The sequence below is a fragment of the Bacillus cereus group sp. BfR-BA-01356 genome (genome assembly GCF_022663635.1).
GTDB classification, from domain to species: Bacteria; Bacillota; Bacilli; order Bacillales; family Bacillaceae_G; genus Bacillus_A; species Bacillus_A cereus.
On the sequence record NZ_JAKUFX010000150.1, the window covers coordinates 1 to 13250 of the forward strand.

The following is a 13250-nucleotide window of genomic DNA, read 5'->3' on the forward strand; positions in this document are numbered from 1 at the left end:
TTATCTAGAAATATCTTGAGACGTCCAAGTATTTTCTTTATTACTGGACTCTTATTAGAGAGTAAAACTAAGCCTGAGATAGGGCTTAAATATTAATATACGAGGGGAATTGGTTATGCAACAAATTAAAAAAATAGGAAACTCATTTTGGTATATGACACCTGTTTCTGAAACAGATAGACCTATATTAGGAATGGTTGTTGGAAAAGAAAAAACGTTAATGATCGATGCAGGGAATTCAGAAGAACATGCACAATTATTTTTAGAAATGTTAAAAGAACAAAATGTATCAAATCCTGATTTTGTAGCACTAACGCATTGGCATTGGGATCATATTTTTGGATTATCTGTATTACGGAATGCATTAACTATTTCGCACGCTGAAACGAAAAAAGAAATGCAGACAATAGTATCTTATGAATGGACAGATGAAGCGTTGGATGCACGCGTAAAAGAGGGTACTGAAATTGAATTTTGTGCGGATTGCATCAAGAAAGAGTTTGAAGAAAAAGCGAGAAATATTAACATTATTCCTCCGGCCTTAACGTTCCAGGATCAAATGGAATTAGATCTTGGTGAGGTGACATGCGTGTTAAAACATGTGGGCGGAGATCATGCACATGATTCAGTTGTTATGTACATAAAAGAAGAAAAGATATTGTTTTTAGGGGACTGTATATATGCAGATATTTTTTCCTCGAAGTGGAACTATACGACGAAAAGAACGTTTGCATTAATAGATGAATTAGAAAAATTTGATGCTGAGACATATATTCTTTCTCATGGGGAAGCGATAAATCGAGAGGAGTTTTTACAAGAGATTCGCTTGTTAAAAGCAGTAGGAACTTATACAGAAGCTCATAAGGGCGATGAAGAGAAGATAAAGGCAGCGTACAAACAAGAACTAGATAGAGAATTAAATGAAGATGAGTTAGAAACAATAACGTATTTTGTCAATGGTTATGAAATGAATAATCTGTAAGACACTACATTAATCAAATATAATTAAATTGCACAAAAAGAGTATTGAAATTTAATTCAATACTCTTTTAAATATTAAGTCCCAAGCAATTTCTAAATTTTTTGGCTGGTTCATCATCTGGATTTATACCACTTTCAAAACTGGTAGTGAAAGGTAACCACTGCCAATCTTCGCATCCTACAAAAGCTACTCTTGACCAATTCTCAATGAATTCAATGAAATTATTCGCAATCTTATACCCATGTCCTTCTCCATCGTCGTGGCTTAGGTAAATTATTGGAGCATCTATATCATCTTTCATATCAAATGCTAAATAATCTCCATTTCCCACTTCACAAAATGCTAATTTGTTGTGCCAAACTACATCATATTCATCATCTAAATTTGAAAAAAACTCGTCAACCAAGTCTTTACGTTCTTTTTCGAATTTAGAAAGACTTTCTAAACTCCAGTGGGGTGTTCCGCAAAAAATATCAGTAAATTCATTTGGTAGCTCTACATCGTCAGGTAAAAACCAGCGTAAGCTAAAATTTCCTGAGAACTCTAAAAGTACTTTTTTGAAGCTATTTGGTAGTTTAATATCCAGTTTTTCTTCTACTTGGATTATTTGTTCAAGGGAAGATGGTTCATCTATATAAACTTCTTGAACTTCACCACCTATGTATTTAATTCTAGAAGTTATAATTTCTATTCGTTCTTTTAGTAACTCATAATCCATCTTATCACCTCATGTTATATTAATTAAAGTATATCATTCTTAATAAATTTTTTTCGTGTTATTGAGGTTTCAAGTAGCAGCTTTTTTAGCTAATTTAGTAATATATTCAAAGAAAACATCGTGTTTTACATCGTAAACGACATTTACAGGTCGTCCATTAGTAGTTTCCTCTGTACGTCCTTGGCTTGGTCCGTATGTATGAACAATACTATTAATTGTTTCAGTTTTTGCAAGGTTAGTGTTTCCGACAAGCGCGGTAGTTAGTACATCCCATAAATAGTAGGTAGAGTTCGTTGAGAAGTGAACGAGAGGGGGAACCATTGCATAGCATTGACCAAGGAAATCCATACCAATATACTTTCGTTCTTTTGCCCACTGTTCACGTATGTTTATAGTTAACGGAACTTGGTTTGTACTTTCTAGTGTCACTAAGTCGATTTTAATTTGTGCATCCCATACACGAGCCACTGCTTCAGGGTCCCAAAACGAATTCCACTCAGCTGTTCCATCATGCTCTGGTTCATGTACATTGCCTGCTGTAAGAAATGTACCACCCATCCAAACGAGACGTTCAATTTTATCTTCGATGATGGGAGTTTCATATAATGCACGAGCAAGGTCAGTTAGGGGCCCGGTAAATAATAAAGTTGTTTTTCCTTCCGTTTGTAGAAGTGTTTCTATTAAATGGTGATGTGCAGGCTTTGCCACCACGGGTGTTACAACTTTTCCAGACTCATTTAAAATTGGTAAAGCATCTACATAAAATGCATGCATCCGCCAGTCTTTCGGAAACGGGTTTTGCCCGCGAGAGTTTGAAGCGGCTACGGCAATATTACCTTTGCCGAAACGATCGATAATTTTACGACTGGCAGACATTGCGGGTTCTAAATAGCAGTCTGCTGGGATAACAGATACACCGGTAAGTTCAACGTTTTCCATTTGAAGTAATAAAAATAATGAAATTAAATCATCTACACCGCCATCATGATTGAAGTACACTTTTTTCTTCATTGTAATCTCCATCCTATATGATTTAGTTAGAAATTAAATATGAATTGAGGAGAAGTCATCAATAATTTCCACCACTTCAATTTCTCCATTAATCAGTAGCTCAGGAAGCTCATTTCTAATATTTCCTTTCCAATACTCTCTAGCTTGTTCGATTTTTTGAGAAAAAGGAATACCATCTTCTTTCGGTAAAAGATTCCCGTCACCTTCAAAAGAACTTCCGATTACTCGTAGTTTAACAATCTGCAAAACTTCTCGATTGTAAGAATCAAATAGCGCTCTCCATTTCAAAGCATCCTCATAGCTTTTAGCAGCGTATAAACAAGATAATCTGGAAGGGTATTCAGGGAATTCTTGTAGTCTAACCATTTCTACAATTGTTTCTCTAACTGCTCTAATTGTTTGATCCATATAATTCATAACTACTTTAGCATTTTCATTATTTATATGTAATTCGTTATTTTTATAGTGTTTATTTAAAATTTGTATGCCATCTTCACCATTAGCATTTAATTGTTCTCTTTCAAAAAAGAAATGGTATAGAGTATTGTGTTGATTTTTGTTAAAAGGAATGATTTGTCCGATATGCATTTTTTTCCTTGTTACGATGTGATATGCGTAAAATTCTGCTTCATTCATGGTTATCCTCCTAGTAATAATGTAATGCAATGTTAAATTTAGTAATTCAACATTGAAATATATAAAACCTTTATAAGTAAAAGTGAGAATTTGAGTTGAAAGTAAAGAAAATACATGAAAACGTTTTAAATTTGTTCACAAAATGTTCACTTACGAAGGGGGGGGGCAATGTCGATATAATGACAAAGACTCAAAGAGAGAGGATGATGAAATTTGCCAACAACAAGAAAGGAAAACCTCCAATTTGGCATGATGATGTGCCTTGGAATGGTTATCGTAATGACGTTTTACAATTTACTAATGAATGAAACAGGAGGATCAATTTATATTAAAGAGATTGCATTAGAACTATTAATTGGCTTTATTATTGCGCTATTAATTGAAATATTTATAGTTGGACCTTGTGCGAAAAAAATTGTATTCATGTTGCCATTTGATAAATCTAAGAAAATAAATATTATCGTTGCAATGGCGACAACTATGGTAATTGGAATGGTGTTCTTTATGTCATTTTTCGGTATGGCTATGATGCATTTACATGGTGGACTAAAAGGAGATTCATTTGTTTCAATTTATTTTTCGATTTTTATTAAAAATTTCATAATGGCATATCCATTACAATTAATTATTATGGGACCGCTTGTACGTTTCTTATTTGCAAAGTTTGTTATGAAAAAGAAATCTTTTAATGTAGCGTAATTTAAATTCATAAAACTTTATATATGAATAATTAACATAAACACATCTCGCATTTTTGAGGTGTGTTTTTTGTTCATTCCAAGTTATTTTCATAGTGATGTGACATTTGTCCTTTTGCGATTATAGGATGATGGTTTTTAATTAAGTCAGAAATAAAGGATGAGGAGATGATTTTTTGAAAGGTATTATATTTGCTGTTTTTGCGGGGATATTTATAACACTTCAAGGAACCTTTAATGCGAAACTTAGTTCACATATCGGTATATGGTCGACGAGTATTATAACCCATTTAATTGGATTCATTATTGCAACAACTGTATTTTTGTTAAAGAAAGAAGAGAAAGTAACAGATTTAAAGAGTGTGAAAAAAGTATATTTAGCAGCGGGTGCATTTGGCGGATTCATTATTTGTGCAGAAACGATGGCGATATATTCACTAGGAGTTACATTGACAGCTGGCACACTAATGGTTGCTCAATTGTTAACGGCAACAGTTATTGAAATGAAAGGACTGTTTCATATAAAAAAGATACAGATGGAGAGATATCATATTGTGGGAACAATAGTAATGATTATAGGTATTGTTGTATTTAATATGTAAATGAAAGGAGAAATGAATATGGAGGATAAATCAGCTTTAATTACGCATTATTTGAGAACCAATAAAACGCTCGAGATTTTTTCAGAAATAGATACAGCTTATTTTCAATTAAATCACTTTGAAAAAGGCGAGCTTATTTGCAATATAGATGACGAAATGGATCGTTTATATTTTGTTGTTAAAGGTAAAGTAAAAGTTTACACGATTACACCTGAAGGGAAGAAACTAATCCTTCGCTTTATCAATCCATTGGCCATTGTTGGTGATATTGAATTAATTCAAAATAGCAAAGCACATAATGTCGTTGAGGCTTGTTCAGATGTTGTAGCAATCTCTATTTCTAATACGGTTATTAGAAACAAGTTATTACATGATCCTATATTTATGAAGTTCTTGCTTGAAAACATTGCCAACACGTTAAAAATATCGACTCGTTTTACTGCTCTTAATTTACTTTATCCTGTAGAAGTACGTGTAGCTAGTTATTTGCTTTCAATTTCAACAGATAGTAACGGGAATATGTATAAAGGGGATTTGGATGCAACTTCAGTAACGAGTATTGCAGATTTTATAGGGGTAAGTTATAGGCACGTAATTCGGGTATTACAAAGATTTTATAATGAAAAACTAATTGAAAAGAGTAATGGAGTTATTGTAATTAAAGATTTTTCTAGAATGAAGGAAGTTGCTAAAGATAATATATATGAGCAATGAAAGGGAGAGGAAGATTTTGATTGGATTTAGTTTAGCTATATTAGCAGGAATATTAATTAGCGTACAATCTGTTTTTAATGCAAAAGTAAATGAAAATGTAGGACAGTGGTTAACAACTACATGTGTCCTTGGAATAGGTCTCATTAGTTCTATTCTATTTTATATCATTACAGAAAACAGTATTAACATTAAAGTGTATACTACAAATTATTTGTTTTATGTAAGTGGACTGTTTGGTATCGGGTTAATTATTTGTATAATGGGTGCAATAAAGAGCTTAGGCCCAGCATATACGGTGCTAATTAGTCTTATTACTCAATTGGTCGTTGCGTTATGCATTGATACATTCGGATTATTTGGAATGGAGAGTGTTCCATTACAAGTAAATAAATTAGTTGGTATAGGTTTATTAATTGTGGGAGTAGGAATTTTTAAAAATCTATTTTTGAATAAGAAAGCTATTCATATAAATGAGGATAGTGTCTAAAGAATATAAAGGGGAAAAGTGTAAATGGTCAGAACTTATACATTTAGATAGTAATAAGTGAGCGATGAGGAGAGAGGATAAATGAATCAGTTAATGTTGCAAGATGGTATACACTATTTGAAAATCAATGGGATTATGCATTGGTGTAAAGTTGCAGGGACAGCTCATAATACAGTCCCTCTTATTATAGTACATGGTGGTCCAGGTGGTAATCATTATGTATTCGAAAGAACGCTTGGTTTGAAGTTAGAAGGAAATATGACTGTAGTTTATTACGAACAAAGAGGTTGCGGACGAAGTGAGGCACCACAAGATGACGGTGAGTACTCAATCAATACTCTAGTCGAAGATTTAGAGGAATTAAGAAAGCAATTACATGTAGAGAAGATAAATTTGTTAGGATATTCTTTTGGTGGACAAATTTGTTTAGAGTATGCTTTGAAATATCCAAAAAATGTTGAACAAATGGTATTGCAAGCACCATCGTTAGATGATTTTAATGATATGTATACTGTGCAGATAGAAGGTTTTCTACAAGTAACGAAAGGGGAAATGAAAGAACAAATATTGATAATAAGTAAGTCAGAAATTCCTTTAAAAGAAAGGTATAATCAAGTTTGGAGTATAGTTGATACAAAAGCTGTAGATCGACTATTGTTTAAAAATGAAGAATTTGCAAAGCTAAATCGGAGTCTTTGGGAGGAAAGTCAGTTAAGTAATACAGGGAAGATGAGCAAAGTTATTTTTGGAACAAAAGCATCTTTACCGCTTATTGAGCGTATTAAAGGTTTAGAAATTGATACGTGTGTCATAGTTGGAGCGCATGACTATAACACGGGTGTAGGAATGAGTTATAGAATAACGAGACAATTGAAAAATGGTAAACTTGTTATATTTGAAAATAGTGGACATTTCCCAGATATCGAGGAGATGGATAAAGTCTGTGAAACGATTATTGAGTTTTTGGAATAAAAGGGGGATATTAAGGTCGAACCGAATTAATAGAGTTGAATTGGCTATTGGGATATTAAATCATGTAATATGCTAATTGTTTACTTGTAATTGAGGAAGAATCAATTAGTGTATTTGGAAAATAAGTAAAAAAGATCTCGTAAGGTGGAGGTCTTTTTTACTTATTATTTAATATTTTGAACTTATATGAACTGAAGTAGAAGAGTATGATAAGCACTTTCAGGGAACGAGAATATAACCGAAAATAAAATATTACTAAACATATATAACTAATGAATACAATGTCTTTTTCGGTTATTATGTTGTAAATAATTTTATGATAAAATCTTTTACATAATGAAATAAAGGGGTAGTATTCTATGGGTTATTTCTCAAATGGTTTATTAGTTTTGTTTGTGCTAATCGTATGCAGTTGTATATTTTTTGGTTAATAATATAATGAGAGTCTTATATAAAAAGAAGTTATCTTAAGTGAGATAACTTCTTTTTATTTTATATTGAGAAGGAATTCTATCTTTCTTATTGAAGTTTGTTCTAGTTATTTTTACATCGATCAGATTTGTGTAAAAGGAATTTTATGAAATATAAACAAGCCAGAGAATAGGGAGTATTTACATGGAAAATAGTATACGCTACACAAGTGAACATCCTACAGATTTTAATGGATTATTATCCTTATACGAATCTTTAGGATGGAATTCTCTTAAATTAACGGTTAACGAGTTAGAACGAATGTGTAAGCAAAGTTGGTATGCAATTTATGTTTTTGATGATAAGAGGTTGGTAGGGATGGGGCGTGTCATATCAGATAGAGTCATAACAGGCATTATTTGTGGAGTTGGTGTATTGCCAAAATATCAGTCCATTGGTATTGGGAGAGAAATAGTGGAACGATTAATCCAACACTGTGAACAAAACAAGGTTATTCCACAACTTATGTGTGTAGAAAAATTGCAATCTTACTATGAATCTATAGGGTTTGAAGTATTCTCTATTGGGATGACAAAACATATTATAAGATAGAGGTGCTTTATCCCGCTATTTGCCGAGTAGTAAAAGCTCCACGGATTAAAGTTTCACTTTATATTTTCAGTTTACTCGTACATATTTTCAAACTTCAACATAAAGGAGAATGGCTGTATGGAGATTGCTAAAGGGATAGAAATGTTACAACTTGAATTTCAAGAATTTGTTATTCATCCAATTCTTTTATGGGATGATGAAATGGCAGTATTAATAGATACGGGTTTCCCAGGACAAATTGAAGATATACAAGTAGAGATGGAAAAGGTTGGGGTATCATTTGATAAGTTAAAATTCGTGATTTTGACGCATCAGGATATTGATCATATAGGTAGTCTTCCGGAATTGTTGCAGTGCTGTCGAAGTAATATTAAAGTTTATGCGCACGGACTAGATAAGCCATATATCGAGGGGGATTTACCTTTATTGAAGGATGGAAATATAGAGAACCGACCAAAAGGAAAAGTGAGTGACACTGTGATTGACGGGCAAGAACTTCCGTATTGCGGTGGAATACTAATTCTCCATACTCCAGGGCATACTCCGGGGCATATTAGTTTATATTTGAAACAAAGTAAAATTCTTGTCGCTGGAGACTCGATGTATAGTGTGAATGGAGTGTTAGGAGGAGTTCATGCCCCAACAACTTTAAATATTATGGAAGCACGGCAGTCTTTGAAGAAGTATTTAAATCTAGATATTGAATCTGTAGTTTGTTACCATGGGGGATTAAGTAAGGAGAATATAAATGTTCAACTTCAAAATTTGTAAAAGGTAAAGATAATAATTTTTTAATAATGGATGCTAAAGTGTAGTCTAATTGTTGGTATATAAATAAAACACTTAAATGATAAAAAAGCATGTTTGAAAAAATTCAAACATGCTCTTTTATTAAAGCAAATTAGTTTAATATGAATGACCTAATCCGTTCCAATAAAAAGAAACGATTTCTTGTGCTAATTCATCTATATTTGCAAGAATAGGATTGTGATTTTCATCTTTAAAATTCCCAATAGATAATAAAGATACGAAAGCATGAGCCGCAAATTTAGCGTTTCCTTTCGGAATTTCTCCGATGTGCATCGCATTATCGAGTGCTTTTTCTAGTACTTCATACATATTATCTTCAGCATTTTTTAATTGTTTCAATTGTTCTTCAGATAACGACAGTTTTGCATCTTTCATAAAATTTTTCATATCAATATCCATCGTTGCGTGTAAGTAAACTTTAGCGAAGTCTAATAATCTTTCTTCTAAAGTTTTGTTTGTAGAGAGTATTTGAGACATATTCTCACGTATACGTACCATCATTTCGATCATAGTAGCGGTAAATAAATCGGCTTTTGTTGAATAGTAATAGTAGACAGTTGCTTTCGTAACACCACAAACTTTTGCGACCTCATCCATAGAAACGACTTGATAATTTTGTGTAAGAAATAAGCGGGTTGCTACTTCTAAAATGGTTTCTTTTGTAGATTTTGTATTTTTATTTTGACGCGGCCTTCCGAGAGGACGTTGTTTTTGTTCCAAATACATTCGCTCCTGACATTTATGATTGAGATAATTATAACATAATTTTCAATCATTCTTGATTAATTAACCGACCAGTATATATAATTAATAATGGAGGAAAAAAGGAAGGTGGGTTTTTATGAAAAAGCACCCGTTACATATGTTAGGGAGGCTTGTAGCAGGGAGAAATACGCAGTGGATCACTTTATCGGTGTGGGTTCTTATTACATTATTACTTTCATTTACGTTACCACAAGTAAACAGTACGAAAGAACCGAATCCGAAAAATTTACCTGAAACAGCTATGTCACAGCAAGCGGAAGCGCTTATGAAAAAAGAGTTTCCGAATAATGCAGGGAATCCATTGTTAGTAGTATGGTATAGAGATGGTGGATTACAGTCACAGGATTATAAACTCATACAAGATGTTTATAAAGAGTTAAAATCTAGTCCTTTAAAAGAACAATCAACGTTACCACCATTTGATACAATCCCAGAGCAAGTATTATTAAAAAGTGCGTCAAAAGATGGTACATCATTTGTTACACCGGTATTTTTTAATAAATCTGCTGGTACGGATATATTAAAAGGAAATCTTGAAGAGTTTAGAAAAATAGTGAATAGTAAGGTGGATGAAGATCCATTTAAACAAAAAATAAGTGAATCTGGTTTACATGTTCGATTATCAGGACCTGTAGGTATTCAAACGGATGCAGTTAGTTTATTTAGTCAAGCAGATGTGAAATTGTTAGTGGCTACTGTACTACTAGTGTTAGTTTTGTTAATTTTACTGTATCGTTCACCAATTTTAGCGATTTTACCTATACTTGTTGTTGGCTTTGCATACGGTATTATTAGTCCTACACTCGGTTTTTTAGCTGATCACGGATGGATTAAAGTAGATGCCCAAGCGATATCAATTATGACAGTATTATTGTTTGGCGCTGGAACGGACTATTGTCTATTTTTAATTTCGAGATATAGAGAGTACTTGTTAGAAGAAGAAAGTAAATATAAAGCATTACAACTTGCGATTAAAGCTTCTGGCGGTGCAATTATAATGAGTGCATTAACTGTTGTACTTGGATTAGGAACATTACTACTTGCTCATTATGGAGCCTTTCATCGATTTGCAGTACCATTTAGTGTTGCTGTATTTATAATGGGAATCGCTGCTTTAACGATTTTACCAGCACTATTATTAATATTCGGTAGAATTGCATTTTTCCCGTTTATACCGAGAACAACTTCAATGAATGAGGAGTTTGCAAGAAAGAAAAAGAGGGCTGTAAAAGTTGAAAAATCAAAAGGCTCCTTTAGTAAAAAACTTGGAGATATTGTAGTACGAAGACCGTGGACAATAATTATGCTAACTGTATTTGTATTAGGCGGATTGGCTTCATTCGTACCACGTATTCAATACACATATGACTTATTAGAGTCGTTTCCAAAGGATATGCCTTCTCGTGAAGGGTTTACGTTAATTAGTGATCATTTCTCAGCTGGTGAACTAGCACCAGTAAAAGTTGTTGTTGATACGAAAGGCAAAGAGCTTCCTATTAAACAAGAACTAGAGAAATTTTCTTTCGTAAATACAGTGAAAGAGCCAAAAGAGGGAAAAGAAAATAAGCAAATACAAATGTATGAAGTTTCTTTAGCGGAAAATCCATACTCAATTGAAGCGTTAGATCAAATTCCTAAATTGAAAAGTAATGTAGAAAAAGTATTAAAAGATGCTGGGATTAGTAATGCTGAAGAGCAATTGTGGATTGGTGGAGAAACAGCTTCATTATATGATACAAAGCAAATTACGGAACGTGATGAATCAGTAATTATTCCAGTAATGATTAGCATTATCGCTTTACTATTACTTGTCTATTTACGATCGGTTGTTGCGACGATTTATTTAATTGTAACTGTTGTCCTATCATTCTTCTCAGCGTTAGGAGCAGGATGGATATTACTTCATTACGGTATGGGAGCGCCGGCCATTCAAGGTGCGATACCGTTGTACGCATTCGTATTTTTAGTTGCTTTAGGTGAAGATTATAATATCTTTATGGTTTCAGAAATATGGAAAAACAGAAAGACACAAAATCACTTGGATGCAGTAAAAAATGGTGTAATACAAACAGGTAGTGTTATTACATCGGCAGGTTTAATTTTAGCAGGAACTTTTGCTGTGTTAGGTACACTTCCAATTCAAGTATTAGTTCAATTTGGTATTGTAACTGCAATTGGCGTATTACTAGATACGTTTATCGTAAGACCGTTACTTGTACCCGCGATTACAGTAGTTTTAGGTCGATTTGCTTTTTGGCCAGGTAAACTTTCAAGAAAGAGTGAAGAAATACAAAAGGTGGATGCATAGTGAAAAAAGCCAAGGATATTTCCCTTGGCTTTTTTCAATGTAGTTAATTAATTTTTTGAAGTCAAATCATCAGCTGCAGCGTGATCAGCATCTTCAATTGTTGTTTCGGGCATTCCGTATAAGCCGTTCATTGCTTGTTCTTCAATAGTAAGGTTTGCAGTATTATTATTTTGAATAGATGTAGTATTTTCAGTAACATTTTCTTTTTTATTCATATTTTTTTCATTCATGTATGTATCCTCCAAATTTCATTTGATTTATCTATAGTATGTGGATGGATTTCCAGAAATATGTGAATTGATTCTTACATATGTTATATAATTAAATAAATAATTAGGGTCAAATGTATAAACTGTTAGGAGTGAACAATTATGGTGAAAGCAAGGGAATTAGCCTTCTAAAATAAAAAGAAAATTTTAGGAGGCTATTAGAATGAAGTTTCATGTAATTGATAGAGAAGATTGGAATAGAGAGCAGCATTTTGAGCATTATTTAAAGTTGAAATGTACATTTAGTATGACTGTGAATGTTGATATCACGATGTTATTAGGGGAAGTATATCAAAAGGGAATAAAATTTTATCCCGTTTTTATATATTTAATTTCTAGAGTAGTAAATAATCATAAAAAATTTCGAACATGTTTTAACGATGAAGGAGTTGTAGGCTATTGGGAGGAAATGATACCGAGTTATACAATCTTTCATAAAGATGATAAGTCTTTTTCAAGTATATGGACGGATTATTCAAGTGATTTCCGCACTTTTTATAATAATTATGAAGACGATATGAGATGCTATGCTAGTGTTCATGGTCTTTTCACGAAAGAAAATATTCCGCCTAATGTATTTCCGATTTCTAGCATACCTTGGACTAGTTTTACTGGATTTAATCTTAATATTAATAATGATGAAAATTTTCTATTGCCAATTATAACTTGTGGGAAATATTTTAACGATGGAAACAAGGTTATGCTACCAGTTTCATTACAAGTACATCATTCGGTTTGTGATGGATATGATGCGAGTCAATTTATAGAAGATTTACAGCAGTTAAGTAATACTTGCAACGAGTGGCTTAAGTAATATCTAATTTTTAATTATATAAAGTGAAACTTTAATCAGTGGGGTGTCAGCCCCCGCTGATTATTAGCCCGACCCCCACCTAACTTCTTTGCTTTCGCTGAATTTTGAGGTGGGGGTCCTACTGCCCGGCAAATAGCGGGATAAAATTGAAAATGAATAAAAGAAGAGAACATGTTTATATTACATGGTCTCTTTTTATTATTCATTAATATTAAGTAATCGTGGAAAATATAGGGTGATTTGTAGTTTAATAGTAAAGAGGGTGATTAGTGTTAATTTTCTTTGTTTTTTAAAAAAAAAGGATATAAATGTTTTAATAGGGGGTAATAAACATGCCCATCAACTTAAAAATCTTCACTACCCCCAAGTGTAAAAAAACGTTATTCTTTCTAAAAAAGCTAGACTAGAAAGGATGACGTTTTCTTATGAATCTCTCGATTC

At 32.8% G+C, this 13250-nt stretch carries 15 protein-coding genes; 10 read left to right on the forward strand and 5 right to left on the reverse strand.

The window, feature by feature from the left end; all coding sequences use genetic code 11:
* The first annotated feature begins 115 nt into the window (after nt 1-115).
* The gene (locus MR168_RS28990) at nt 116-982 is read left to right on the forward strand and encodes an MBL fold metallo-hydrolase (RefSeq protein WP_001184097.1); all 867 of its coding nucleotides are present in this window, start codon (nt 116-118) and stop codon (nt 980-982) included.
* Between the two features lie 67 nt (nt 983-1049).
* Here the strand turns inward: MR168_RS28990 and MR168_RS28995 are convergent, their stop codons facing one another.
* From MR168_RS28995 to MR168_RS29005, 3 genes are all read right to left on the reverse strand, one after another.
* Nucleotides 1050-1700 carry an SMI1/KNR4 family protein gene (locus MR168_RS28995; RefSeq protein WP_025709637.1) on the reverse strand — a complete coding sequence of 217 codons (651 nt, stop codon included), beginning with the start codon at nt 1698-1700 and terminating at the stop codon, nt 1050-1052.
* A 69-nt stretch (nt 1701-1769) separates the two neighbouring features.
* Nucleotides 1770-2723, reverse strand: a complete 954-nt coding sequence (locus tag MR168_RS29000; protein WP_113303728.1) for a nucleoside hydrolase — start codon at nt 2721-2723, stop codon at nt 1770-1772.
* A 21-nt stretch (nt 2724-2744) separates the two neighbouring features.
* Complete coding sequence (locus MR168_RS29005) at nt 2745-3347, reverse strand: DUF2441 domain-containing protein (RefSeq protein WP_001001045.1); 603 nt, start codon at nt 3345-3347, stop codon at nt 2745-2747.
* 213 nt (nt 3348-3560) lie between these two features.
* On the opposite strand from MR168_RS29005, the gene MR168_RS29010 reads away from it, so the two are divergent.
* The 7 genes from MR168_RS29010 (at nt 3561) to MR168_RS29040 (ending at nt 8614) form a co-directional block, all read left to right on the forward strand.
* Complete coding sequence (locus MR168_RS29010) at nt 3561-4046, forward strand: DUF2798 domain-containing protein (RefSeq protein ID WP_016122471.1); 486 nt, start codon at nt 3561-3563, stop codon at nt 4044-4046.
* A gap of 175 nt (nt 4047-4221) precedes the next feature.
* Nucleotides 4222-4647 (forward strand): DMT family transporter, encoded by a 426-nt coding sequence (locus MR168_RS29015; protein WP_006918615.1) that lies wholly within the window; start codon nt 4222-4224, stop codon nt 4645-4647.
* A gap of 18 nt (nt 4648-4665) precedes the next feature.
* Complete coding sequence (locus MR168_RS29020) at nt 4666-5361, forward strand: Crp/Fnr family transcriptional regulator (RefSeq protein ID WP_006918616.1); 696 nt, start codon at nt 4666-4668, stop codon at nt 5359-5361.
* Between the two features lie 16 nt (nt 5362-5377).
* The gene (locus MR168_RS29025; protein ID WP_000579025.1) at nt 5378-5848 is read left to right on the forward strand and encodes a DMT family transporter; all 471 of its coding nucleotides are present in this window, start codon (nt 5378-5380) and stop codon (nt 5846-5848) included.
* Between the two features lie 81 nt (nt 5849-5929).
* On the forward strand, nt 5930-6820 hold the full coding sequence (locus tag MR168_RS29030) for an alpha/beta fold hydrolase (protein ID WP_016122472.1): 891 nt from the start codon (nt 5930-5932) through the stop codon (nt 6818-6820).
* Between the two features lie 615 nt (nt 6821-7435).
* Nucleotides 7436-7843 carry a GNAT family N-acetyltransferase gene (locus MR168_RS29035; protein WP_086411616.1) on the forward strand — a complete coding sequence of 136 codons (408 nt, stop codon included), beginning with the start codon at nt 7436-7438 and terminating at the stop codon, nt 7841-7843.
* Between the two features lie 117 nt (nt 7844-7960).
* The gene (locus tag MR168_RS29040; RefSeq protein WP_006918619.1) at nt 7961-8614 is read left to right on the forward strand and encodes an MBL fold metallo-hydrolase; all 654 of its coding nucleotides are present in this window, start codon (nt 7961-7963) and stop codon (nt 8612-8614) included.
* A 135-nt stretch (nt 8615-8749) separates the two neighbouring features.
* Here the strand turns inward: MR168_RS29040 and MR168_RS29045 are convergent, their stop codons facing one another.
* Nucleotides 8750-9373 (reverse strand): TetR/AcrR family transcriptional regulator, encoded by a 624-nt coding sequence (locus tag MR168_RS29045; protein WP_000436025.1) that lies wholly within the window; start codon nt 9371-9373, stop codon nt 8750-8752.
* A gap of 121 nt (nt 9374-9494) precedes the next feature.
* Here MR168_RS29045 and MR168_RS29050 point away from each other — a divergent pair, with 121 nt between their 5' ends.
* The gene (locus tag MR168_RS29050; RefSeq protein WP_006918625.1) at nt 9495-11726 is read left to right on the forward strand and encodes an MMPL family transporter; all 2232 of its coding nucleotides are present in this window, start codon (nt 9495-9497) and stop codon (nt 11724-11726) included.
* Nucleotides 11727-11773: 47 nt separating this feature from the next.
* On the opposite strand, the gene MR168_RS29055 is transcribed toward MR168_RS29050, so the two are convergent.
* Nucleotides 11774-11956, reverse strand: coding sequence for a DUF4021 domain-containing protein (locus MR168_RS29055; RefSeq protein WP_016122477.1), 183 nt, complete (start codon nt 11954-11956; stop codon nt 11774-11776).
* A gap of 202 nt (nt 11957-12158) precedes the next feature.
* Between MR168_RS29055 and catA the strand changes: the two genes are divergently transcribed.
* Nucleotides 12159-12809 (forward strand): type A chloramphenicol O-acetyltransferase, encoded by a 651-nt coding sequence (catA, locus tag MR168_RS29060; RefSeq protein ID WP_000668526.1) that lies wholly within the window; start codon nt 12159-12161, stop codon nt 12807-12809.
* The last annotated feature ends 441 nt before the right edge of the window (nt 12810-13250 follow it).